The organism is Methylobacter psychrophilus (assembly GCF_025583945.1).
Classification (GTDB): Bacteria; Pseudomonadota; Gammaproteobacteria; order Methylococcales; family Methylomonadaceae; genus Methylobacter_C; species Methylobacter_C psychrophilus.
In genome coordinates this window covers 94,416-121,064 of sequence record NZ_JAOEGU010000004.1, presented here as the reverse complement: position 1 = coordinate 121,064, position 26,649 = coordinate 94,416, and the positions used below count along the sequence as shown (strand labels likewise).

Annotated in this window: 17 protein-coding genes and 1 pseudogene; 12 read left to right on the top strand and 6 right to left on the bottom strand. The window is 40.5% G+C overall.

The genetic code is table 11. The features are described from left to right. Positions 1–102: 102 nt before the first annotated feature. Positions 103–354: a hypothetical protein gene (locus N7974_RS03600; protein WP_262964294.1), complete on the bottom strand. Its 252-nt coding sequence runs from the start codon at positions 352–354 to the stop codon at positions 103–105. A 681-nt stretch (positions 355–1,035) separates the two neighbouring features. Here N7974_RS03600 and N7974_RS03595 point away from each other — a divergent pair. Both N7974_RS03595 and N7974_RS03590 read left to right on the top strand, forming a co-directional pair. Next, positions 1,036–2,199, top strand: a complete 1,164-nt coding sequence (locus N7974_RS03595) for a hypothetical protein (RefSeq protein WP_262964293.1) — start codon at positions 1,036–1,038, stop codon at positions 2,197–2,199. A 1,287-nt stretch (positions 2,200–3,486) separates the two neighbouring features. After that, positions 3,487–3,855 carry a hypothetical protein gene (locus tag N7974_RS03590; RefSeq protein WP_262964292.1) on the top strand — a complete coding sequence of 123 codons (369 nt, stop codon included), beginning with the start codon at positions 3,487–3,489 and terminating at the stop codon, positions 3,853–3,855. Positions 3,856–4,285: 430 nt separating this feature from the next. Here the strand turns inward: N7974_RS03590 and N7974_RS20730 are convergent. From N7974_RS20730 to N7974_RS03580, 3 genes and pseudogenes are all read right to left on the bottom strand, one after another. Next, a pseudogene (locus N7974_RS20730) lies at positions 4,286–4,357 on the bottom strand (DUF924 family protein); the annotation flags it as partial. Positions 4,358–4,585: 228 nt separating this feature from the next. Next, positions 4,586–5,074, bottom strand: coding sequence for a YkgJ family cysteine cluster protein (locus N7974_RS03585; protein WP_262964291.1), 489 nt, complete (start codon positions 5,072–5,074; stop codon positions 4,586–4,588). 143 nt (positions 5,075–5,217) lie between these two features. After that, positions 5,218–6,036: a DUF2285 domain-containing protein gene (locus tag N7974_RS03580; protein WP_262964290.1), complete on the bottom strand. Its 819-nt coding sequence runs from the start codon at positions 6,034–6,036 to the stop codon at positions 5,218–5,220. 454 nt (positions 6,037–6,490) lie between these two features. Here N7974_RS03580 and N7974_RS03575 point away from each other — a divergent pair, with 454 nt between their 5' ends. The 3 genes from N7974_RS03575 to N7974_RS03565 all read left to right on the top strand — a co-directional run bounded on the left by N7974_RS03575 (position 6,491) and on the right by N7974_RS03565 (position 10,802). After that, positions 6,491–7,396: a hypothetical protein gene (locus tag N7974_RS03575; RefSeq protein WP_262964289.1), complete on the top strand. Its 906-nt coding sequence runs from the start codon at positions 6,491–6,493 to the stop codon at positions 7,394–7,396. 248 nt (positions 7,397–7,644) lie between these two features. Next, on the top strand, positions 7,645–9,561 hold the full coding sequence (locus tag N7974_RS03570) for a UvrD-helicase domain-containing protein (protein ID WP_262964288.1): 1,917 nt from the start codon (positions 7,645–7,647) through the stop codon (positions 9,559–9,561). 413 nt (positions 9,562–9,974) lie between these two features. Beyond that, the gene (locus tag N7974_RS03565; protein WP_262964287.1) at positions 9,975–10,802 is read left to right on the top strand and encodes a hypothetical protein; all 828 of its coding nucleotides are present in this window, start codon (positions 9,975–9,977) and stop codon (positions 10,800–10,802) included. Between the two features lie 192 nt (positions 10,803–10,994). Here N7974_RS03565 and N7974_RS03560 read toward each other — a convergent pair whose 3' ends face one another. Next, on the bottom strand, positions 10,995–12,695 hold the full coding sequence (locus N7974_RS03560) for a hypothetical protein (protein WP_262964286.1): 1,701 nt from the start codon (positions 12,693–12,695) through the stop codon (positions 10,995–10,997). 514 nt (positions 12,696–13,209) lie between these two features. On the opposite strand from N7974_RS03560, the gene N7974_RS03555 reads away from it, so the two are divergent. The 6 genes from N7974_RS03555 to N7974_RS03530 all read left to right on the top strand — a co-directional run bounded on the left by N7974_RS03555 (position 13,210) and on the right by N7974_RS03530 (position 23,120). Then, complete coding sequence (locus N7974_RS03555) at positions 13,210–16,062, top strand: SNF2-related protein (protein ID WP_262964285.1); 2,853 nt, start codon at positions 13,210–13,212, stop codon at positions 16,060–16,062. A 199-nt stretch (positions 16,063–16,261) separates the two neighbouring features. Further along, positions 16,262–18,049, top strand: a complete 1,788-nt coding sequence (locus N7974_RS03550; protein WP_262964284.1) for an AIPR family protein — start codon at positions 16,262–16,264, stop codon at positions 18,047–18,049. Positions 18,050–18,059: 10 nt separating this feature from the next. Beyond that, complete coding sequence (locus N7974_RS03545; protein WP_262964283.1) at positions 18,060–19,736, top strand: site-specific DNA-methyltransferase; 1,677 nt, start codon at positions 18,060–18,062, stop codon at positions 19,734–19,736. Then, positions 19,733–20,248, top strand: a complete 516-nt coding sequence (locus N7974_RS03540; protein WP_262964282.1) for a zeta toxin family protein — start codon at positions 19,733–19,735, stop codon at positions 20,246–20,248. Before N7974_RS03545 ends, N7974_RS03540 begins: the two co-directional genes overlap by 4 nt. Further along, positions 20,248–20,433, top strand: coding sequence for a hypothetical protein (locus tag N7974_RS03535; protein WP_262964281.1), 186 nt, complete (start codon positions 20,248–20,250; stop codon positions 20,431–20,433). The genes N7974_RS03540 and N7974_RS03535 overlap by 1 nt, the downstream gene beginning before the upstream one ends. Then, entirely contained in the window at positions 20,430–23,120 is a 2,691-nt protein-coding gene (locus N7974_RS03530) for a DEAD/DEAH box helicase (RefSeq protein ID WP_262964280.1), read from the top strand. Before N7974_RS03535 ends, N7974_RS03530 begins: the two co-directional genes overlap by 4 nt. Positions 23,121–23,433: 313 nt before the next feature. Here N7974_RS03530 and N7974_RS03525 read toward each other — a convergent pair whose 3' ends face one another. Then, entirely contained in the window at positions 23,434–23,952 is a 519-nt protein-coding gene (locus N7974_RS03525) for a YqiA/YcfP family alpha/beta fold hydrolase (protein ID WP_262964279.1), read from the bottom strand. Between the two features lie 133 nt (positions 23,953–24,085). On the opposite strand from N7974_RS03525, the gene N7974_RS03520 reads away from it, so the two are divergent. After that, positions 24,086–26,530 carry a TOTE conflict system archaeo-eukaryotic primase domain-containing protein gene (locus tag N7974_RS03520; RefSeq protein ID WP_262964278.1) on the top strand — a complete coding sequence of 815 codons (2,445 nt, stop codon included), beginning with the start codon at positions 24,086–24,088 and terminating at the stop codon, positions 26,528–26,530. The last annotated feature ends 119 nt before the right edge of the window (positions 26,531–26,649 follow it).

The window sequence follows — 26,649 nt, the reverse complement described above, 5'->3', positions numbered from 1 at the left end:
AGAATCTCCTGAAGTACAGGGGTAATAAATGCACGGCAGCCAGAATTGACCGCCGTGCGTAGATCAATTGCGCAACCTTCTTAACAGAGCGGTTACGGCAACTTATTCGTCAAAATCCTCCTCTGAAGGACTGTTGTCTTCCTCTGAGTTAACCTGGTAAATCAGTGCTGCGGCTAATACCTTGGAATAACGTCTCGCTAAATGGCGCATACTCCGGCCGGCCTCACAGCAAACGGCATAGGTATCAGGATTACTCATCAACAATTGCTGATAATTATCACTGGTCTGCGCCAAGCATTTGGCTAAGACCTCAATGGCTGGAACGAGAGTAACGGTGATTGAAGGTGACTTCATAATGGATCTCCATAAAACAATAATTTAAAAATTCCTCCCGACGCACAAAAACCTACGCGCACGCGAAAGCGCACCGATGTTTAAATTCGATGGTTAGTTTATGACAAGCGTGATGATTTTGATGGCGCTGGAAGGATTGGTGGCGGTAAAAATTGAACAACATTACCGTTGATATATTATAACATAATGATGCTTGATTGTCAAGGCGTGTATTTTTTATTTCCCATGCAAATCAATAGCTTAGCTGTTAAAACGGCTTGAGATGTCTTTAAGCACCAAGCCATAAAGATATTCTATGCAGAAGTAGAATCTGGAGTCTGAAGTGTTTTTTCCTCCAACTTATCAGAATTATGCAAAAAGCTGTCGTTGGCAATAGGCTCACTTAAGACATTATCACAATCGGCCGCCGGCCACTGACGGTGGCGAGTGGCCGCTTTAGGGCGATGAATATGGCAGAATGAAGATGGACAATATGCTATTAATTCAGATGATGTTATCGTATTGTCTACTGTTTTTTAAATTGCTTTAGATGCCAAGGGTCTTTATGTAGTAATTTTGTCAAATGGATTGGTTGAAGGCCACCCAACATTTAGCTACCAAACATCATTTAGGTATATTTATTGATATAGACCGCTTTATAGGTGTCTACTTAACGTTATGCTCACAAAGAGTTCGTGAACAATGAATAATTTTTTTATTGACTTGGAAGCTATTCATCCAAGCTGTCTCGTAAAGATTTTGACTGGAGACAAGTTACCTAGAAAGGCAATCATTTGGGAGTTTACTAATGAAATCAAACCAGTTGATATGTACTGTTACTTATATGCCAAATATGGTAGGCCGAACGGTCTGCAAAATTTCCTCAGAAGCGACTCATCAGACAATTTAATTCATTGGGAGTGGTCTCTCGCAAGTGAATTTGGGATTGTATCAATTCAAGGTCAAAACTTCCGAACAGAAGTACATTTGATTGGCGAGCATAAAGGTCAAAATCTAACATTGGATATGTTCATTCAAGAAATAAAGTCAGATTTAAAAAATTATGGCAAGGCCATGAAAGAGGTTCGAATCGAACTAGAAAAATGGACTCGTTTTATAAATCCTTACCATAGAATAAATTCAGTAGTTTCTAAAAACATCAAATCACTTAAAGAGCTGGATATAAATATCGATAAAGACAGGGAGCTTGTTAAACTAAACGAAACAAACTTCCATAATATGAAAGAAAACTGGAAATTGATTGGAGATAAGTACGACAACGCAATCGGCCTTACTTTTGGCTTACGCTCAATGTTCCCAGTTCTTGCAGAGTCGTTTATCAACCTAATTTTATTTGTTTTATCCAAACCAGAAATTAAGAGCAACGATAGACTTTTTCAAAACACAATACGTCAACAAATAGATATTCGAGTACAGTCACTTCATTTGAATTGTATAGGTTTTATAAAGGCAATTGATTATACAAATGATATTTGTAAAAAATTCCATACATTAATGAATGAACGTAATGACCTACTTCATGGCAATGTTGAGGTTAATAAACTTAAAATAGGCGAAGTATATTTCAGCAGTAAAGTCCCAGTATTCATTGATTATGAAGACTTCTGGCAAAAAACAATGGGAATATCATTGAGTTCGGTAAAATATAACACTATTCATGATGATCATGCCGTTGTCACAGACTTTATCGATTTTATTCTCAATCATCTATCAAACAAACTAAGGGAACAAATCGAATTCATAATGACTAACAGTGAACTTGGATATAATCCTGCAAATGGTAGGCTAGGAGCTTTGTTCTCCGAGCATACCGCAGACTTTAGAGTAAGTGGCAGTGAAGCATAACAAGTCAGTCAAAGGGACGCGCCGGCCGTTAGCGGTTTTGAAGTTCAGTTTTTATCAAGGTTCGGCGACTTCGCTTGGCTTTCTTTAGCGGTACGCCCCTTACCGTAACGTTGGACTACTAAGTGCGCGCCTTACTCTTATGTTCATTCCTTATTTACTGCTCGTGGTTGGCGTGGTTATTTGTGTCGTCGCAATTTTGAAATTCCGGGCCCTAAAGGTTACCGAATCAAAGTTGGGTCACAACTTGCTGTTTCGGTTAGGGGTTGCCGTTATTACTGGTGCAATAATTGCCGTTATCTTTGTGACTGCTGCGATGTTTGGGCTTTGGTAAGTAACCGTAAGGCTAAATCAGCCCAACATTGCGCTCAACCCGAGCGCGGTTATAATACGGTTTTGTTTATTCAGCTTTACGTTAGGTTTTTATGCCACTGATTGAACAGATTGAAGAAAAAATCCTGGAAGGAATAAGAAGCTCATGCAATGACACCTTTCTTTTTCTCGAAGATGAGTCGCAAAAAATCGGAGCCGAATACCTTCTCACTGTCAATGTGGCAAAAAAGCTGGCCGATCTTAATCAATACATAGGTCATCCCTACAAAATCTACCTAGAAAGAAAGACCCGACTAATTGCTAGTGATTGCGTTCCTCTTTTTGGCCGAGAAGTGGCGAACAACTTCCTTGGACATAGGCAAGTCCTTAGAAAACAGCACAACACAAGTCGCAATGGAAAGGCTGATATTACGCTATACAACAACACTGACGGCCTTGTTGGTACGCCGATCTGTGTGATCGAGTTAAAGGGGTTCGATCCCAGCCGAACGCTCGTATTACAAGACTTAAGGCGAAATTCCGAGTATTTTAAGCTTGTGTGCCGAACGGGGGCTAACAACTTCAATATACCTGCTTCGCGGCTATGCACTCGTTTCCGAAGTCAATCACTGATGATCAAATTAAAGCCGACTTGTCTAGCTTGCGAACGAAATATAATAGTTGGCAAACGGAAGTTGGGATCCCTCTGACGTCAACTGCAGAATAAATATCGAAACGATTAGTAAAGGTCTGGAAGTCTCATATCCTGACGAAAACAACCCGGAAGTTAATGTACTTGAAAGCAACCATCACTTCGCCGGTGTCATTGTCTCGTATGTTCGTCAAATCTAACATGGCGCTCAACCGGATCGCGGTTATAATGCGGTTTTGTTTATTCAGCTTTCCAGGCCGCGCCCGGTTAGCTTTACGTTAAGCACCAAACTAACCAACAGCACTTTAACCGATACTTTTTTCACCATGAATAATCAAGAACCACCGTTTTATCCAGTCGTAATCCTGCTAACGACACTTGCTGTCCTGGCTACTGCAGCAGGGGGTTCTATTTATTCGCTCGCTGCTGCTGGCGGCGTTTCGTTATACAAATATCTATTTCAAGTGCTTCTTCTCATCGTGCTTGTCGGTTTAAAGCTAGCTGCGCCGAAGTTGCCTTGGTTTCAGTGCGCACTCGCGGTTAGCGTTGTCTTTGTCATTCATGTGGTAGCAGAGCATGTGCAACCACTGATCCTGATAGCCGAGAAGGTAATCGAGGTCGTTTGTGTCGCAGGCTTCGGCGTTTTCTGGGTGAAAAAAGGCTACATCCCAAAGGAAAGTAACCGGTGGCATTGAGCTATGTGGCGTGGGGACTAACTTTGCGCTCAACCGGAGCGCGTTTATACTACGATTTTATTTTTCAGCTTCCCGTGCCGCGCCCGGTTAGCTTTACTTTGATTTCTTGGATTAGCGGATTGATTCAGTATTCCGCTCCAAGCTAGGAGGGTGTTCTTGAAGCTTATGGTTCGTGGCATCGCCACTTCCCACGATAAAACCGTCTTAAAAAAGTCTGTAAACGCATTATACTAATTTTCTGCATTAGCTCATATTTGACTGGCCAATTTGGTTTGATAGTTTTACTTTACCAATGACCGGTATCGGTAAGCTTAAATCCATATCCGAATGACTGGAGTGGGTCGAGGGCCGCCCGTGATCTCCTTAAAAAAATTACAACTTTGAATGGCCGGTATTGAGATTGTTTTTCAAAACGACGAATCTACTGATTTTAATTTTGATGGTTACGATAGATATTACGTGAAAATTGGTCGAGAACAATGATTTCGGCAAATCGGCTTTTGGCTGGCTCACACCAACTATAAAGCTCACAGCGTTTGGCTGCATAGTCTTGGGCTCCGAAACGTTACTTAATGTGCCGATCCAGGTCGTCTGATGTTACCCGCCACTGTTTGGGGTGATCTCTTCGAACCAAAAAGCGAGAACGTCATCCGGCATTAGCTTAGCGGCACTGAACTCATGTTGTTACCCCCCCCCCTTATTTATCGTCTGTCATAAATTAAATACCACTCTACCAGTGCGTAAACCACTCGGTCAATTCACGGGTATCGCCCAGGCCGCTAAGACGGTGGTCGATAGCATCTTGATTGCCCCACACTACTTCAGCCCAGTCGCCATCTGCTACGCGTGTTTCGATGTCCTTGCAGTAAAGCCCTTTGTCACGCTGGACGTAGAATCCGTAGGTACGACAAGCTACCGGGCGGTGAGCATAAACCCGACAGGCTCCTGCCGACCGATCCAGCATCGGGCAGATAATAGGACGCGATGTCTGCTCGTTCAATGCAGCAATGTTCTGACCAATTTCCCGAAGTTGCTCCAAAGGCAGAGCCGACAGCCCTTCTTTTAGTAAATCCCATTCCGCCTTGGTGAGTAATGGTATTTCGGAAAGTCGGTGGCAACAACCGTCGCAACCCAAGCCGCATAGCCAATCAGAATGATCGTCTCGGATGGCTTTTACGCGAGTATCAATATCGGTATGAATTTGAGCGAGAGTGTTCATTTTGTTATCTGAAATTTCTTTGTTTTGAGTTTGTTGCATAAAAAGAAAAGCGTCTTAAATGGTGAGCGGTATTCTGACCAATCATGCTGTATCTAATGGTTATACCTTTTACTGATATGGCAATTGACAATTGTCAATTGGTTTTAATTCATCAAGACAGTCCCAAGAATTTTTAGATAATCACCATCTCTATATTCTTTAGCTCTTTTTAATCCTTTACTTACTTTATCCAGTGCACCATTATCACCAGCAGTTATTCCTTGCCCAGGAAATATTACCTCGGCAAGTTCCGTTGGCGTAGCTCCAGCTAGCTCCCCATCAAGAAAACGTAGGTAGTTCTTAAGCGAATCATAAGTAAACTTACAGCGCGCACCAACATCGTTCCCGCTCACTTTGTATTCCTTCTGATTTTTCATTAGCTGTTCAGTGGCTTTTTTAATTTGATCTGCTATTGGCAGTGCCGATGAAAAAACTATAAATACTTCGTCATCATTCTGGGTATTATAAAAAAATTCTTCTTCAAAGTCGGCAGCAATGTATATGTGAGGATAGTTATAATCAGTGTTGAACTGAGGTGGCTCAACATTGCTAGGCTTGAGTTGAATAGAAAACGTAAGGACTGGAAATTCGTCCAGAATCTTTCTTCTTTTACTTGTTATTTTAGGTGTTATTTTTAGTGCATCACAATGAAACTTGTATTCTGAATAGCTTATATTTTTGATCGCCGTTGGCTTGCATTTGAAATACTTATAAAATCTTTTGTCGTTTTCATTTTTTTGATACCAAGATCTATAATGCCGACGGCCTTGTTTATACAAAAATTGATACTTGGAATTTCTTCGTATGAACTCCCACGCCCACTGCTCTCTTGAGGTGTTTTTGTTTAGTGAAAGATAAGCATTTGCGTCCTTCCAGTCAGGCAGCCAGGTTGGTGCTTTATTTGCAGATATTATTGATGTCATTAGAATTGAATCTCTCCAAAAAAAATTTAAATATTCCTTTACCTTAAAAAATCAGAAGAACTTTCAAAATCGAATAGTGCATATCATTTTGTCGGTGTCGGTATTTTTGAGTCCATACTAATAGTTTAAATTAGTTTGCATTACTGCGTGTCATCTCTGTCACTATATTAATTCTTCCTTAAAACCTCATCATAGTCATCGAAGTGCTTTTCTGTCTAGTTTTCAGTGCTAAGCCCAATCATTTTTTAAATTATCACTATAACTAAGACCACAAGTCAATAGAAACAATAAGTGACTGCTGGTATAGATTTTCAGTCGATCGTTTGATTGGTATAACTATTACTGTCGTTTTCGATATGAACAACAAAGTAATTCATATCGAAAAGATTGTAGCGGTCTTTATTAGTATCAGATAAAGATTTAAAAATTAACTAACAATTTGAGGATTTAAATCATGGCAATTCGCACGCTTGAAGAAGCTAACGCAGAAAAAGAAGCTCTTGAGAGAAAAACTCTGCGCAGCCAGGAAAAGAAAGCTCAGCGTCAATTGGCAGAAAAAGTTGAGTTAAAGAAGTTGCGCAAGATTCCATCTTTTGATCCCGTAATTTACAAAGGAATGACAAATCGCGAACGCGATGATTATCGTAGTAACTTACGTCTCATATCACAATATGAAACCAAAGAAATGGATGAAGATGAGGCCCGTAAATGCGTAGAAGCAATAAAGAACCAAACATGTTCAGTTATGAGACTGTGCTACGAACTCTGGGCAAGAAATGGTTATAAAGCATTAGGACGCCCTGAGTATGAAAATGGATATCCAGATTTCAAAGCATGCATCATGAATGAATTTAATGGTGTCATTAACTATGCCTATGCCCATAAAATGAAAAATGCAGGAGAGGTACATATCGTCGTCTGCCCTCAGCTTCGGATGGGAAGCGTTCCCGAAAGTGTGCTAAGGCCAATGCATAAATTGGATAATAAAGATGATATGAAGAAAGTATGGAATTCGGCGATTGGGGAATATATTGATAAAAAAGATGCTATGCCTACAGCCAGAGAAATTTCAGACAAAGTAAAAAAGTACCAGATTGAGACCGGTGTTATAAAAGCTCCATGTCTGATAGATAAATTCCGCGACGTAGAATTTTCACCAAAACTTAAGAAAAAAATGTCAACTGTAATGATGGAGCTGGTCAAGGAATTTATCGAACAAACTTCTTCCTGTCCAACCCCTCCAGTTACAAAAGATCATTTTGATAAGACTCTTAATATATTGCTAAATTCGCAGCGGACATCTATTTCAGAAGAATATGAAAAATATATTGCCGAGTTGTCGTCGAATTACGTCAATTAATCTTAAGCGGCTATAAAAAATTTTAAACCAAGGATGGCTTTCCCTATGGTTGTAATAACGAAGAAACATTCGCCTAAGTTTTATTCTAAGATCCTCAGCCTACTTATAGGTTAGCGTATCTTTCGTGATTTTATCAATCGCTACTTTACCTAATAACCACAAACCTCTTCTGAGCCGAATTAAGTAAAACTGTAAACAAACAACTGTACCACCACCAGTTTACTTATTCAGACAGAGGAATTTTACTTATGAAATTAATACTAAAACCAACACTCGAGCAGAAGCGAATCATTAACCATCTAAAGGGGCATGCGATGGTTAACGCTGGACCTGGTTGTGCCAAAACATCAACCTTAGCGTTAAGGGTTCAGCACATGCTCGACCAGGGTTATGAGCCAAGATCTATAGTCATATTGACCTTCGGCAAGGCATTATCCTTAGATATTGTTGATACCTTATCTAAATTGATAGGCCCGGCTGCCGCTAATCAAATTACCGTCTCAACGATTCATAGCTTCGCCTATAAATTAGTGAACAAGTTCTACAAATCGCTAGGACATGATGAAAAACCTACAGTCTTTAATCCGCAAAGTAGAGAGCGGTTCTTAAAGCGTCGTGTAAAAGGTACCGGTGTCAAACTTAAGGAATTGAAGCAGGCTTTTAATCAATATGACTTATATTCTGGCATCAAGTCCAGGAAGATTGAAGATATGTTAGGCAACGACAAGGCTAAACTAGCCAAAAAGAGTTATAGGCATTATTCCAAGTATAAATTGAGAAAGAACGCTGTCGACTTCAATGACATGGTAGTCGGTGCAATCAAACTGCTTAAACTACGTACAAATTCAAGATCAACTCTACTGGGCTATCAACACTTGATGGTTGACGAACTACAGGATATTGACCGCAACCAAAAAGATCTTTTATTACTGCTCGCACCGAGGATGAAAAGCACTGTAATGGTGGGCGATCCATTGCAATCAATCTTCGGCTGGCGTCAGTCATTACCTCGTTATTGGCATGACATCGAGAAAACCCTAACACCCAAGAAATTTGCACTGACCCGGAGCTTTCGTGCCCCTCGTCAGGCGCTGGCTTTGATTAACAATCTAGGACGTGAGATCAACCCAGACGCGCCGTTACTCACCAGCAAATTCGATGGCGAGATTCCTAAATTATTGGAGTTCGTTGACCAGGACCAACAACACACGTATATGGCTGAAGAGATTGAACGATTGTTGGCTTGCGGTGTAGAGGTCTATAAGATCGCTATCTTAGGTAAAACACGTAAAGAACTGAGCCAAACAGCCTTAGCGTTAAGAGCTCGTGATATCACGGTTACCGAGCGTTACGGGCTTTCTGCTAACAACATTGACCACCAGAAGCATAAAACCCATTTGTTGGCGCTCATTCAATTAACTCAGCTAGAGCAACTACGTATAGGTCGCTCTTCAAAAACGCAGACCCGTGAACAACAAACACTTGCCCGGAATTGTATTGAAAATCTGTGGTTACCAAAGAAAACGGTACGATTTCTTCAGGAGAGATTGACGGTTAAGCCTAAAGCTTTATTGAGTATAAAATCATATAACTCGAACTACGACCGGATTAACAACTTATCTAAAGCTGTCAGAAAAGCCGCTGGATTAAAAAATGTAGAAAGTGCCTTGCAATGTTTGATTGATGCCAGTAAATCGATCTTAAAAGATAGAGATGAACATCACTACAAACTGCGGCTGCGCGATTTGACAGAGATTAAAATTATGGCCCGTAATTGTACATCCTTAGATAACATCAATCATGGCTGGTTTAAACCTTCTATAGACAAAGACGTTAACAGTGGTATTCAGTTAATGACGGTCCACGCAGCAAAAGGGCAAGAGTGGGACTACGTATTCATCCTTAACGTCGTAGAAGGCATTATCCCTAGACATCAGGCAACAGAGGCTAAATCCTTGGAGGAAAACAGAGTTTTCTATGTAGCAGTTACCAGGCACCATAAGGCGTTATACGTTCTACAAACACCTACACCAGCAAGAAAAGTGACCTCCAAGATATGTGGTTCTAAAGCTAGATCTGGTTCAATAAAACCTGTGATATATGATGAGCCTTCGTCCTTCATTGACATCGATAAACAGGGTTTGCTCTTCAAAAGTTTCGTTTAACTCTAATAGTGATAAGTAATGCCTGATTAATACTGGTTATAGTACGCGTGGTCATAAATGCGGAATTTGAATGGCCTTTAAACCAACTCTCATAAAGGCTTGTGGAATGTTCCGCAAATATGACTGCGCGTAGTTATAACTCTCTTACAACTATTTATAAACCCCATAAGGCATTAGAGATGAATAATGGTCCGGTAATATCTTCTAGCTTCCTGATTTTAATGGAAACATCCTTAGTCTCGGTCTTAAGTGTGAATGCGTGTTTTACATGTGTATTTATAGGGGTAATTTAAGTGTTTTTAGTCAAAATACCCGTAAAAACACGGTGTTTTTGAATAGTAGTGTGGGAATGTTAATAATAATTTGAGCAATATATATCATAAACAATAACTTACAATCGGACATGACTAACTATGCCTACAAATAAACTCAGTTTAAACATCTTTCTAAGTTGCCTTGAAGCTAAGGGCTTTCAAGTTAAATTTTACTACGATCGCGTTAAATTATATGTTTCTAGCGGTAATAAAACGATTAATCTTGATAAGATATGTGTAAATAAAGATCAGCAAATAATCATTCCACGAGCTCTGCTCCATTACGACGACATAGGACAAATGATTGATGTTCATCAACCTCGCTCCGCCTATTTTGGACGACTCAAGAATGCTCTTACTCACGAGTACGTTATTAACTATGTCGAATTCGCCATGGACATTCTCGGTAGTCAAAATCAGGTAGCTAAATTAAGTGAGCTGTTAATTGAACGGATTGTATTCGAAAGAAGAAGTCGTAACCGTTTCTATTACAATCAACATGAAAATACACATTACTTCGGACAACGGTTTAAGCATAGCGATATTTTAGTGCTCTACAGCGATAGAGAATCTAAAGTAGCCTCAGGTAGACAGTGTGTCCATATTGAGATGAGACTATACGGTTCAAAGATTTTAAAGAAATTTGATATTTACGCTATTCAGGATTTAATCGACTTCTCGCATGATAAAATTTGGAACAAATATCTTGATCTACGAGATGTTAACTACACTAAACTGGGTGGTTTAGTTACTGAAGAAAAAGCAACCTTGACCGATAGTTCTTATAGAAGGCATGGTCAAAGCTATTTCGACAATTTTGTCGGGTCACAGCATCTTTTGATGGAGGATCCTAATTTTGTTAAAGCATTTCCTCCAATCATAAATCGAAGGATGTTTGAGTCCAGACTGGATAACGCTTTACAGTAACCTGTGGTAGGAAATCTAAGATGAACACCCTCGCTCAAATTCATGTCGATATTGAAACTCGCGTAAAGGCCATCCGAGAGGATCATTCCGATTGGCTATGTGGCCTGGGAGGGTGCGACTTTATGTAATTATTTACGCTAGATCAACGACAACTCTTGGGAAGTACTTTTGTCAACTGTCGACCTATAGTCTTCATATTTCTTTAAACGCACTTGCTAATATCTCAATTGATTCATCACAGTCAGTGCAAATTTTTTCAAAATGCTTTCTAAAGCTACCATGTTCTGTTAAAGCATCTTTTCTGATTTTTTCTGCCTTGGTACCGGAGGTATGTCCTTTTAATACTGAACGTAAGTTATGCACAATATGAAGTGAAGACATTATTTCACGTGCATGGAATTCTTCAAAATTTGCAGCAACGAGTATTATTTCTATAAGCTTTAATGCTCGAAGGCGTTCATCTGGGTTACATTTTAAGTCTTTGGCTTTTTTACGAAGCCATTTTTCTTCTAGGCCTTCGACTAACAACTGGTCTAAATTTAAAATTTCTTCTGCCCATTCGTCCCGAGAGTTTGTGTAAGGATAGTGAACTTTACCGGGAGCTTCTTGGTCGCGAAGTTTCCACCAATTTACATCTTCAGAATAGAGCGTATCTAGCTTGCGTTTTAAACTAGGCAATGGATCATATTCTTCATAGAACTGTCCTTCAAAATCAGTTTTAATGGCTCTATCGGAAAGCGGAGCCTTAGGATTTTCATTAAATTGTTTCCAATGAAGCTGCTCATGGTATGGTAAATTGCTTAAATAGATTAAGTATGTGTGTACCTGACCTGCCGAATTGATATCAAAGGTCTTTAAATGCCATGAGCCTCTACACTCAATAGAGCGGCTATCTAATTTGTATTTTGCACGATCACTTTTGTATTTAGATAAAACTTCAGGCTTGAAAAATGCGGGTGTAACCTCAAATGGAAGTTCAGATACTGTAAAATAGTTAGACAAACAAGATGGATTGCATGATATTTCAGCAATAACCTTATTTTTCAAATCACTTGCGATATATGTGCAATACTCTTTTTCATCTTCGGTTTCAGATTTTCCCCAAGCGGTATTTACAACTTGTTCTTTTGGGACTTTTATATCTATGAGTTGAAAACCTGTCGAATAGCTTCCAATTCCTGACGCGATGGATAACGTGCCAAAAATAAAATTTGAATTATTGAAGGTTGAGTGCTCTCGACTATTCCCCCAACCAGAGAAATTATCAGATCTATATCTAGTAAAATCAAACATTCTCATTAGGCGTAAGTTCTCTACACTAGCAAATCCGCCCAAGACATCTCTTTTTACACAAATTATTGTTCCTTCTTGATTTCGTGGGAAGGTATTAATATTTATAATTTTGAAAATATCATCTATATCGCCATGGTCATCCAATTTACACCAGGAATTTCTTTCAGAAACGAAATGTACGTCAAGTACATGAGCAATTTTCTGATTTAGCTCATAGTAGTTTTTTTGACTAGGGTCTCCATCAAATGAGCGCCCAAATATAATTTGCTCACCAGATTTAAGAGTCTTACTCCTTGAACCAGAAAGAGGGGGTTCAATCCAGGCATTATCAGAAGAACACACCAGACTCCAAGAAGAGAAAGGGTTGTAACTCCATTTTAAAAGATCATTAATAATTTCTTCTTCTGGCTCAGCTATTGGTATTAGCACTGTATGAATGAAAGTATGAGGCAGAGATGCGTAGAGTATAATGTACTCGTCTTGGGCTTCATTTTCTAAGCATGATGCAACTTCTTTTTGCTGCACCCAACATTCAAAGCCATCAATATCATTTGGTTCTAAAGCAAGCAAATTAATTTTATTTAAATTAAATAAATTCATATTTTCCAGTTTTTCTGACTTTATGAAGAAACTATCTAAGTCTGGTTAAAATACACTATTTTTAACTTTATTTTATAAAAATACCTTATACTTGACGTTCAAGTTTTTTAGCTTGACTGAGATGATCCCAGATAAATCAAGGGATTTTCGTCCATGCGTTCATGGTGTAGCATCATAGGTACTTGGCTGTAAGGCCTTATTTAACAGCATTAGTTAAAATCAAGAATTAAAAACTTGAACATCAAGTTATAGCGGTAATTTATCCAAGCTGGATAACATCCCAATACACGTAAAAAATTGTTTTCAGGTAACACTATAACTACGCTGGTGATGATTGACCGCGTTAATTATTGGTACCGGTTTTCTTGAGCTCGTAGTAACTAAGGATAATTTACTGTAATATTCATAGCCTTAGCCATAAGCCGACAGCCTTTTGAGCAGACAAACTTCTGGCGATTAACAACTAATTAGTCACGTAATGGATTAAACAACAGTCAATGGATTTATACAGCGAGTGATAACTGATTACCACGCGAAATATTACGCCTATGAGCTGACTTGCCATTACGCCGCTGATGGCGTTAACAGGCTATCTCAGTCATTATTTGATGCCACAGTTGATCTCAATCCTCATCAAATTAACGCCGCACTGTTTGCGCTTCACAATCCATTTAATAAAGGTGTTATCCTTGCAGATGAAGTTGGCTTAGGAAAGACCATTGAAGCAGGCTTAGTTCTTTGTCAGTATTGGGCAGAACGCAAACGTCAATTACTGATCATCTGCCCTGCTTCTTTACGCAAGCAATGGGCGCAAGAGCTGCAAGACAAATTTAATTTACCGTCACAGATTCTTGATGCCAATACCTGGCGACAATTAAAGAAGCAAGGTATTAACAACCCGCTCAACAATAACTGCATCAATATTCTCTCGTACCATTTTGCAGTACGATTAGAAGAATCTTTACTCATTGAACCATGGCATCTGGTGGTCATGGATGAAGCACACAAACTACGCAATGCGTATCGTAGCAGCAATAAAATGGGACAATCGTTAAAACGTTCCTTATCGGGGCGGCAAAAGTTGTTGCTTACGGCGACACCTTTACAAAACTCATTGCTAGAGATTTACGGATTATCAACCCTATTGGATGAGCATCTTTTTGGTGACGAAAAGTCGTTTCGTCAGCACTACATGGGCACCGATGGCGTTGGCCAATTGAAAGATAGATTAAAGGGCTTTGTAAAGCGAACCTTGCGCAAACAGGTTTTGGAATACATTCGTTACACACAACGCAAGACCATCACGGTTCCCTTTACCCCATCTTATGCAGAAATGCATCTCTATAATGGCATTACCGCATTACTGGAACGTGAAGACAGTTATGCTCTCCCCAAGCGTCAACGCCATCTTACCGGACTCATCCTGCGTAAGTTATTAGCTTCCAGTACTCATGCCGTTCATAGCACATTGATTACTATCAAATGCCGACTGGAAACGCTTCGTGAACATAAGGTTGATGATACTGACTTTATTGCCAAGCTAATTGAAAGTGACGATTTGGAAACGGATTATCTTGAAGAGTTGGATAGCGATTCCATAGATAATTCCGAGCAAGTCATAGATAAAGAGCAGTTGAAGTTGGAAATACTTGAACTACAAGACCTCATTGGACAAGCTGAAAAAATTAGTGACGACAGCAAAGCTCAAGCTCTATTGATTGCGTTAAATCAGGGCTTTCAACAAATGGCGCTGATGAATGCACCGCGCAAAGCCGTAATCTTTACCGAATCCAAACGCACCCAAGAATACTTGCAAAACTATCTTGCTGCCAATCATTACTCAGATACCTTGGTCACCTTTAACGGTACCAATAACAGCCCGGAAACTACTCATATTTACCAGCAATGGTTATTAGAAAATAAAGGCTCTGACAAAATAACCGGCTCACCACAAATTGACAGACGTACGGCACTTATTGAACATTTTCAGTTTCATGCCGAAATTATGATTGCAACAGAAGCCGGTGCCGAAGGCGTCAACCTGCAATTTTGTTCTTTAGTGATCAACTACGATTTACCCTGGAATCCACAGCGTATAGAACAGCGTATTGGTCGTTGTCATCGTTATGGCCAAAATTTTGATGTAGTCGTCATCAATTTTATTAACCAAAGCAATTATGCCGACCAGCGTGTACTGCAATTGTTAACGGATAAGTTTCATTTGTTTGATGGCGTCTTTGGTGCATCTGATGATGTATTGGGCTCAATTGAATCCGGCATTGATTTTGAAAAGCGCATACAAGCCATTTACGAAACCTGTCGTAGCACCGAGCAAATTGAAATTGCCTTTACCCAGCTCCAACAGGAAATGGAAGGTGACATTAACAAACAGATGACTGAAACGCGCCAACAACTACTCGATAATTTTGATGAAGATATTCACAACTTGCTCAAGTTACAGCTTGATCAAGCAGAACAACGCTTGGATAAAATTAGTCGTTGGTTCTGGGCAGTAACGCAGCATCAACTCAGAGCATACGCAATATTTGACGACCATCAACATCGTTTTAATCTACATGATAATGTTACAAATGAAGTACCTCTGGGTGACTATCAACTGATTGCCCGTGGTCAAAATCAAAGTACAGCGTCGGTTAATGCCCATGTCTATCGTCTTAATCATCCACTGGGCGAATGGGTACTGGAAACGGCAAAAAACAAACCAACCCCCACTGCACAAATTAGCTTTGACTATGCCGCACATGGCGCAAAAGTTAGTGTAATTGAATCACTGCTTGGGCAGTCCGGCACGTTAAAATTACAGCGTTTTAGCATAGAAGCATTGGAACGGACGGAAGACCATCTGATATTTTCTGCCGAGACCAGTGACGGAAAGTTATTGCCTGCTGAAACAGCACAGAAACTCATGCAGTTGCCAGCGACTCAATGCCAGCCACAAAGCGTGTTAGCCAGTGCGCAACTTGAAGACGCACTGACCAGTTCTAAAAACGATATTATTAAAATGGTCAACAGTCGTAACTTGACCTTTTTTGAAGATGAAGTGAATAAGCTTGACCATTGGGCGGATGATTTGAAGTTTGGTCTGGAACACGGCATTAAAGACATTGATCAGCAAATTAAAGAAGTCCGGCGCAATGCCAAAATAGCACCTACGCTGGCAGAAAAGTTATCCTGGCAAAAGCAACAACAGGAGTTGGAACGCGCTCGCAACAAGCAACGCAAAGAACTCTTTGATCGGCAAGACGAAGTTGATGAGCGCCGGGAAGCCCTAATTGAGCAACTGGAAAGTAAACTCAATCAGAAATTATACGAAGAAGATTTGTTTACAATTGCTTGGAGTGTGTAATGAATTTATATCCTCGAAAGTAAATAGAAAGATGGAGTTTGTGATTTATTCTGAATGAATAACGTGAAAGTCAACTTTCACTTGGGAGATTCGTATGGATTATTTTCAATAGCTCATGCTGTGTAAGAATGGTATGGAGAAAAGATCCGTTCTAATATTCATCAAAATTGAGAGATAACACCAATATGGAAAGCTAAAAATGACAGCATTACCTAAAGAATTCATGGGCGCACTAAAGGGGATTTTGGAGCAAAGGTATGTATCCGATTTGCCGGATTTGTTAGTCGACAAAGGCCCGGAACAAAATAAAAACAAGCAACTTTCCAGAGCTTTTAGTGCATTTGTTCTTCAGCATATTCTGGATGTGCCTGCTCATGAAGCTGCAAAATCAGTCGTAGATGATTTTGATGATAACGGCATTGATGCCATCTATTATCATGAAAAAACGGAAACACTATACTTAGTACAATCGAAATTAAAAGCTTCTGAATCATTCAAGCAGGAGGATGTGCAAGCGTTTGTTGAAGGTATTCGATTATTAATAAAGCAAAAATTCGATAATTTTAATGCCAATGTTCAAAGCAGGTGTTTACAAATTCAAGCTGCACTTGATTCATGTAATCATATCAAATTAGTAGTTGCGTTTACAGGTGATGGTATATCGAAGCATGCTTTAGAGGCATTAGAACGTTTAACTTCTGACGATGACCTACAAGAAGAGCGTTTTGATAGTCAGATAATTACTTATAATTCAGAAAATATTATTGAATCACTTAGATCAGAGCGTGCATGCAAACAGGTAAATGATCAAATTAAATTGAAAGGCTATCAAAAAATAAACGAGCAGAGAGAAGTCTATTATGGAGTTGCCAAGTTATCTGATTTAGCCGCTTTACATGAAAAATATGGAAAAGATTTATATGAAAAGAATATCCGATATTACCTTGGCTCAACACAATCTAACGTCAACCAATCTATTAGGACTACGTTAGGCGATAATCCGCAAGATTTTCTATTTTTAAATAATGGCGTAACGGCTCTAAGTGAGATTGTTGATCCTAAGTCAACTGTTGCTGGATATAGAAATATTAATGTTCGTGGTTTCTCCATTATCAATGGTGCGCAAACAGTTGCAACGGCAGCGGAATATATTAAAAACAATCCGAAAAGTGATTTGAGTTCAGCTAAAGTGATGCTGACAATTATTAAAGCAAATGCTGCCGATGATTTTTCTAAAAAAATTACCAAAGCAAGGAATCATCAAAACCCTGTTTTATCTGCACATTTTGCCGCACTTGATGACAACCAAGAACGGTTGAGACAAGATGTTGCTATACAAGGCTATGCCTATCATTATCGACCGGGAGCAATATCTCATTCTACCAATCAAATTATTAAACTCGACGAGGCGGCAAAAGCCTTGGCTTTGTTAGAAAATGATCCAAGATTCTTGGTTAGATTAAAATCTGAGTCGGCTCGATTTGTAGATAAAGACACCAATGAATACAAAACAATATTTACTGACGACGTGAGAGCAACACAGCTTATCAATGCAGTTAAAATATACCGTGAAATACGCACGGTTATTTTGGCAAATGAGAATAGTGCAGCTGGTTGGGTAAAACTTACTTATAGGCATGGTGTGTTTTGTATTGCAGGCATATTGCTAAAACGGCTCAGTAATCGAATCAAATCGTCTGACGTGCTTACTGACAAGGAAATAAAAGACCTAATTAGCCTACCATTGGATGAGTTAAGGCAACAAACATTAGATATTGTTGATTCTCATAGAATACTCGGGGGGCCATTAGCATTATTTCGCAATCAGGGACATACATTGCCAATTATCAATGCGTTAATGATAAAAAATTATGGGCATTCTGCAAATGCAACAGTAACCAATTTAAGAAACGTATCCAAAGGGACTGACAAGTATCCAATGCAAATGCTAGTCGATTATTTAATTAGTCAAGCACCACAAATATGAGATTGAGCGAATGAGCAAAACCAAACTGGAACTGACTTGGATAGGCAAGGATAAGCGGCCTAAACTGGAACCGCGAATATTACTGGAAAACCCAAGCTTGTCGTATCACGCAAAGCATCGTGTCAGTGAGAATGACCAGTTTGATAACAAGTTGATTTTTGGTGACAACTTGCTCGCGTTAAAAGCTTTGGAACAAGAGTATGCTGGCAAAGTAAATTGCGTGTTTATTGATCCTCCTTACAATACCGGCAGTGCCTTTACTCATTATGACGATGGTTTGGAACATTCCATTTGGTTAGGTTTAATGCGTGACCGTCTGGAGATTATCCGTTCTTTATTGTCCGATGACGGTTCCTTGTGGATTACCATTGATGATAATGAAGCGCATTATTTGAAGGTGCTGTGTGATGAGATTTTTGGCCGGAACAATTTTTCTGCAAACTGTTTATGGCAAAAGGTTTATAGCGAACGAATGGATGCGCGAGGGTTTAGTGTTTCACATGACCATTTATTGGTCTATCAAAAGACAGATAGATTTTTTCCTAAACAACTTCCGAAGGATCAAAACACAGCACAGTTTGGTTTTTTTGATGAAACTGAAAATAAATATTATCGGCGACGATCCTTAAGGAAAGAAGGGTCAGAATCTTTGCGACACCACCGTCCATCTATGTGGTATCCAATTTTAGCCCCAGACAGTACAGAGATTTTTCCTATTAAACCAGATGGTACTGAGGGCCGCTGGCGTTGGAAGCAAGAAAATGTTGTTAAGAATGTAAATCAGCTGGAATATATAAAAAAAGAAGGGCGATGGGAAATCTATGTAAAGCAATACATAGAGGAGAGTCCAACAAGACCACCCGCAACTTTTTGGCCAACGGAAGAAGTTGGTCACAATCATGAAGCTAAACTGGAAGTGCGAGCTTTTAATAGCCTTGATATATTCGATACGCCAAAACCTGAGCGTCTTCTTAAACGTGTTTTAGAAATAGCCACCAACCCAGGCGACCTAGTCCTCGATTCCTTTGCTGGATCAGGCACTACGGGTGCTGTTGCCCATAAAATGGGTAGACGCTGGATCATGATTGAGTTGGGTGAGCATTGCCACACGCATATTATTCCACGCCTCAAAAAAGTAATAAATGGTGAAGATCAAGGTGGCATTTCCAATCTAACCAACTGGCAAGGCGGTGGCGGTTTTCGTTATTACAGTTTGGCTCCATCCTTATTGGAACAAGACCGTTGGGGCAACTGGGTCGTTAATAAAAACTACAATCCGGCCATGCTGGCAGAAGCCTTATGCAAGTTGGAGGGCTTCACTTCCGCACCCTCTGACAGTCAATGGTGGAATCATGGCTATTCGTCTGAGCAGGATTTCATTTACGTCACTACGCAAAACTTGTCACACCAGCAACTGGAAGAGTTGTCAGATGAAGTTGGCGGTGACCGTTCCCTGTTGGTGTGTTGTACAGCATTTCGTGGCAAGTCGGATCAGTTTCAAAATCTCACTTTAAAGAAAATCCCCAAGATGGTGTTGTCGCGTTGCGAATGGGCGCATGATGATTACAGTTTAAACGTTGCTAATTTACCGATGGCTCAACCTGAACCTGAAGTAGATAAGCCAAAGAACGTTAGCCTTAAACAAACCAACATTAATCAAGATGATCTCTTTGGTAAAGAACCATGACCTTAAGAATCATCATCATTGCAGGTCCAAATGGCGTTGGAAAAACGACTTTTGCGCGGGCCTTTTTACCTCAAGAAGCACACTGCCAGAGGTTCATTAATGCTGATTTGATTGCTGCAGGATTGTCACCGTTTGCGCCTGAAATCATGGCTATTAAAGCGGGGCGATTAATGTTGCAGGAACTGGCTAGCTGTGTCGCACAGCAACAGTCTTTTGCTTTTGAAACGACACTGTCTGGTTTGGCGTATTTGCGTCATATACAAAAATGGCAGGAACAGGGTTATCAGGTCAGTTTGTATTTTTTAAGCTTACCCACGGTTGACGTGGCCATTGAGCGCGTTGCTTTTAGAGTTCAGCAAGGTGGACATCATATTCCAGAAGCGGTTATTAGACGCCGTTTTATTGCGGGTCGTAAAAATTTTGAACAACAGTATAGTCCTCTCGTCAATGACTGGGCGTTATATGACAATGCCGGTGAAGAACCGTTACTGATTGAATGGGGAGAAAACTGATGAAAGCATCCGAATTACAACTGGCAAAAAATCCTGACTTGATTGCCTCTGTTGCCGCCATTAAACGTGCAGCACAACAGGCAAGACAAACGGCTATACAAACCAATACGGCTATTGTTGTCATCAAGGATGGCGTGTTATGCAGAATATCTGCTGAAGAACTTAAGAAACAGGCAATGACATGAGCGATAAAGCATTTCAAACCGTTGCAGGGCGATTAAGTTTACGTAAACCGCAACGTGATTCGTTGGAGGCTTTACAAAAAGCCATTGCTGCATCACCGGATATGCTCAATCCAAAACGTGATGTTGCTGACTTATTAGAAATCTTAAAACTTGAGTTTCCCAAATTATCCGATTTTGAACGAGAATTTCCATCACTGTGTTTTGCGTTGGCTACCGGCGTCGGGAAAACCCGGTTGATGGGTGCCTTTATTAGTTATCTACATATGGCGCATGGCATTAGCAATTTTTTTGTCTTGGCACCCAACCTGACCATCTATAACAAACTGATTGCCGACTTTACGCCCAATACTAAAAAATATGTCTTTAAGGGCATTGCCGAGTTTGCCATCAATTCACCCAAAATCATTACAGGCGATGACTATGAAGTAAAGGGGCGTGCGCTTGATATGTTCACGTCAATTTCCATCAACATTTTCAATATTTCAAAAATCAATTCCGAAGTACGTGGCGGCAAGTCGCCAAAGATTAAACGCTTGTCAGAATATTTGGGCGATAGTTACTTTAATTATTTGGCAGAATTGCCGGATCTGGTTTTGTTGATGGATGAATCACATCGCTATAGAGCCGATGCCGGTGTTCGAGCACTAAATGAATTAAAGCCTTTATTAGGCCTGGAATTAACGGCAACTCCGTTTACGGAAAGTAGCAGAGGCCCCGTGCCATTTAAAAACGTCATCGTTGATTATCCCTTATCAATGGCGATGGATGATGGTTTTGTCAAAGAGCCTGCCGTTGTTACTCAACGTAACTTTGATGCGACGCAACACACTAAAGAAGAAGTGGAACGCATCAAGTTAATGGACGGTATTCGTTTGCATGAAGCAACCAAAGTGGAGTTGCTGACCTATGCGCGTGAAAATGATGTCGCTGTCATTAAACCATTTATGCTTGTTATTGCCAGAGATACGACACATGCAGCTCAATTACTAGAACTGATGGAGTCGACGGCATTTTTTGATGGCAGGTACAAAGGCAAAATTATTCAAGTAGATAGCAGCAGAACCGGTGCTGCTGAAGAAGAAATGATTAACCGTTTACTGGCCGTGGAAAGCAAAGATGAGCCTACAGAAGTGGTGATACACGTAAACATGCTGAAGGAAGGCTGGGATGTCACCAATCTCTATACCATTGTGCCGTTACGCGCCGCCAATGCGCGAACCTTAATTGAACAGTCGATTGGCCGTGGTCTGCGCTTACCTTATGGCAAACGCACTGGTGTGACCGCTGTTGATAGATTAAACATCGTGGCTCATGACCGGTTTCAGGAAATAATAGACGAAGCCAATAACCCTGCTAATCCGTTACGCTTGAAGCAGGTCATTCTTGACGCACCTTCAGATGACGTAAAAACTGAAAGTGTCGCCATCAGTTCAAATCTTGAAACGATGATTAGCGGCAACACAGGTGGTATGGCTTATCCGGTATCAGGTAACACTAATTCACCGTTGTTTAATAGCGTTGCAGAAACGGCAGTTGCCCAATTTGCCATGACTGAATTGAACAAGTTTCAACACACTCCATCCACGGTTGCGACCAGTAAAGCGTTATTACATGAGTATGTGCAAGCATCGGTTGTTCTGGCCGTCACTGAACATTTGACCAGTGGTCAACAATCGTTACCCGAAGAAGATGATACTCCTGTAGACGTTGTGGACATTGTCGCAAAAGTTACTGCATTGATAGTAAAGCAAACCATAGATATCCCTCGTGTCGTCGTTGTGCCAAAAGGCGAAGTCAGTTATGGCTACAAACCCTTTACTTTGGATATGAGTGGCTTGAATCTGCAACCTTCAGAGCGGGATATTCTGATTCAAAGCCTGCAAACCAATGAACAAGAATTAATGGCATCTCAAATTGGTTTGAGCGAAGCAAAGCCGGAAAATTACATTGTCCGCGCACTCATTGATTTTGACGACATTTCTTATGATGACCATGCTGATTTAATTTATGGTTTGGCAACACAAGCCGTAGAGCATTTGAAAGGCTATCTGACATCAAACGATGAAGTAAATAATGTCTTGAGCAATAACAGCCAATTACTTGCCAAGACCATCCGCACCCAAATGGCGAATCATTTTTGGGAGCAAGCCGATACCTATGAAGTTGTTGTGAATAATGGTTTTACACCCTTAAAGAATTGCGCTTATACCGTTGCAGCCGGTCAATCCGTGCATCCATATCGCGATACGGTAACTGATAAAAGCAAAATTAAGCAGATGTTGTTTGGTGGCTTCAATCATTGTTTATACCCTTTTCAGAAATTTGATTCCGATACGGAACGCCGCTTTGCTGTGATTATGGAACGCGATGCGCAAAAGTGGTTTAAACCAGCAAAAGGCCAATTTAAGATTTATTACAAAAATGGTGCTGAGCATCCGGAATATGTTCCAGACTTTGTTGCAGAAACAAAAGATTATGTGTTGATGGTGGAAACAAAATCACAAGCAGAAATTACAGATGCAATAGTGCTAGCAAAAGCCGATGCTGCCGTAAAGTGGTGTGAAAATGCTGGCGAGTATTTGCTAAAAAACGGTGGTAAGGCTTGGAAATATTTGTTGATTCCACATAATGAAGTTAAGGAAAATTTTCAGTTGGTAGATTATGTTAGGAAGTTTGAAAGAGTGTGATGGTAATACTGCTACCGCAAATATAAAAAAACAAAGAGAGGCTTAAACATGCCTCGTTTCTTGGCGAGGTCACCTGCCGTTTACCGTAAACTCAAGTACGGTAATCGATTCAGGCAAGTAGCTATAGTCGTACTTAGAATCCACACCGTTTTCCGTTTGGGTTTCATCCAGTCAATCAAATGATCTCTTGCACACAGGCAGCTGTACCGTCTTTTTTCCAGGCTGTCCCGTAGATAATCCAAGGTATCTTTACATCATAAGTGGAAGTCAAAAAATCGTTAGGGATCATAAGTATTCCATGGGTAGTATGGCTTTAAACATTGGATCGATTACTCAGACATTCGCTCAAAAATCGATCAAAGGCATCGGCGATAAGGGGCAAAATACTGAGTAGTCGATGATCCGCATCGAACATATGCAAAGAAACGCGATGTTGCCGGCAGAAGCGCCAAACATTTTCAGGTGGGACAACCTCATCTTGCCAGCCATGAAATACTTCGACGTGATCAGCATAAGGTTTGAAATCAGTAATGTAATAACCCGGCAAGTAAAAGGCGGGCGCTATCAGAAACAGACCTTTGGGTTTAATGATCTCGGATACGACCGTTGCCACATAAGCACCCATACTGGAGCCAACCAAAACAATTTCCTGATAAGCCGACAGGTCCATGGCAAGCAGTTGTTTAACGCGCAGTTCGGGATCGTTGCTAGCCTGGTAATCGGGGCTGATAAACATAAAGCCGTGATGCTTGGCAACGTCTGCTAGCGCTATGGCCTTTTCACCCCAAGGAATACTGTCTTTTCCGTGATTATAGATGACGAGTTTTTGCATAAGTTTGATCCGTGTGATTGTCTATATTTTCGAATAGTGCTGGCTTATGTTTTATGATATTGCGTTTCCATTGAAAATACTATCCTGCAACCATAGTGTTGTTAGGCATTAAGCCAGGCTTTGTAGGCATATTATGAGCATCATTGAACAACAAATCACAACATTAGAGCAACAAATTAAAGCTATGGATGTTAAACGTGAAGTCTTGTTTCAAAAGTTAAGCCTATTAAAACAGCAGAGCCAACAGCAACAGCAAAGTCTGACGCAATTGACAACAGGGGCGACCATTACCCGGCAATCCTCCAGTAATGACAAGGTCAACTTGTTTCGCGATCTATTCAAAGGACGCGAGGATCTTTATCCAAAACGCTTTGTAAGCAGCAAGACCGGCAAGTCAGGGTATTCACCGGTTTGTGCGAATGAATGGAGGCCTATAGTTTGCGAAAAACCTCGCATTAAATGTGGCGACTGTAAGTCAAGGTCATTCCTACCTATAAGCGATCAAGTGATTAACAACCATTTGGCGGGTAATGACAAAACGCGTAAGCAACTGGCTGATTTTGTCGTCGGTGTTTACCCATTGATGCAGGATGAACGCTGCTGGTTTCTGGCTGTCGATTTTGACAAAGCCTCTTGGCAACTTGATGTCAGTGCGTTTGTCTCTGCCTGTAAAGACAATGCTATTCCGTATAGCATTGAAATATCACGGTCTGGTAAGGGCTCGCATGTCTGGATCTTTTTTAGCAGTCCCGTTTTTGCGATAGAAGCCAGAAAGTTAGGTTCCTACCTATTAACTCAAGCCATGGATAAACATCCAGAGTTAGGTTTTGAATCTTATGATCGGCTGTTTCCTAATCAGGACACTTTGCCGAAAGGTGGTTTTGGGAATCTGATTGCCTTACCACTACAAAAAAAGCCCCGTGAACTGGGTAATAGTGTATTTGTAGATGACAATTTTGCTGCCTATTCTGATCAATGGGCTTATCTGTCGACTATTAAGCGGATTACACCTATTGAACTAAATCAGTTGATTGCAAAGGCTGAACAACAAAACCGAATTTTAGGCGTGAAATTACCCATTGATGAAGTAGATGCTGAACCTTGGAAAATAGCGCCTTCACGCAAAATAAAAGAAATCAGTTTCAATGAATCTTTGCCTAAGTCCGTAACCATTGTTTTGGGTAATCAGCTGTTTATCGATAACCGTGATTTACCTACGGCCTTGCAAAGCCGGATTATCCGCCTTGCCGCATTCCAAAATCCGGAATTTTATAAAAACCAAGCTATGCGCTTGTCGACTTTTGGCAAGCCCCGGATCATTTCTTGTGCCGAGTATTATTCTCAGCATATTTCGTTGCCGAGAGGGTGTCTGGATGACTTGCTAAATCTTTTGGTTGAGCTAAAAATAAAACCCGTGATTCAGGATGAACGGTTTTCAGGTGAAAATATTCCAGACTTACAGTTCTTGGGGCAGTTGACGGATGAACAAACCCAGGCAGCCAATAAACTACTCGAACACGATATTGGCACACTTTCTGCGACAACCGCTTTTGGAAAAACAGTGGTTGCGCTATATGTTCTGGCAAGTCGCCAAGTCAATACCTTGATTATTGTCCATCGCCGTCAACTTTTAGATCAATGGTTGGAACGTATTGAACTGTTTTTAACGGTGAGTAAAAAACAGGTCGGCAAAATCGGCGGCGGTAAAAATAAACCGACAGGTATTATCGATGTCGCCATTATGCAAAGCTTAACCAAAAATCAAATGGTTGACGATGTGGTGGCTAATTATGGTCAAATCATTTTTGATGAATGTCATCATTTATCCGCAGTCAGCTTTGAGGCTGTTGCTAAAGCGTGTAAAGCAAAATATGTACTGGGCTTGTCCGCAACCCTAACACGAAAAGATGGGCACCATCCGATTGTATTTATGCAGTGCGGTCCAGTTCGACACCATGTCAGCGCTAAACAACAGGCTTTGGCAAGACCTTTTGACCATTATGTAACACAACGGAAAACGGCGTTTATCATGCCTGAAAATACTAACACCGACAATCCATCGTCGATACACGAGATTTATCAGGCACTGGTTGTTGATGAACAACGCAATCAGCTTATTCTCGAAGACATCAAGCAAGCTTTAGCTGAAGGACGTTCACCGATTGTGTTGACCGAAAGGAGAGAGCATGTACTGCTCTTGGCCGAGCAGATCAGCGCATTTGCAAAAAATGTTTTCGTTATGCAAGGTGGCATGGGTGTCCGGCAACGTAAGCAATTACAAGACGGCCTACAAAGTATTCTCGACGAGGAAGAACGAATTATTGTTGCTACAGGACGCTATCTGGGCGAAGGGTTTGACGATGCCAGACTGGACACACTATTTCTGGTTATGCCCGTTTCCTGGAAAGGCATTTTGGCCCAATATGTCGGCCGGTTGCATCGATTACATCATGCAAAAACCGAAGTCAGGATTTACGACTATGTCGATGGCAATGTTCCGATGTTAAGCAAGATGAGCGATAAACGAAAAACAGGATATAAGAGTTTAGGCTACACGATGATCAATTCACCGTTGTGAACCTATCTACGCAACCTTATTGGAAGGTACTTATGAATAAATCAAATACCATAAAAATTCATCTTTATTGGGTTTTAAAACAATCGCGCTTATAATATACCTATACAATCTTCCTATAA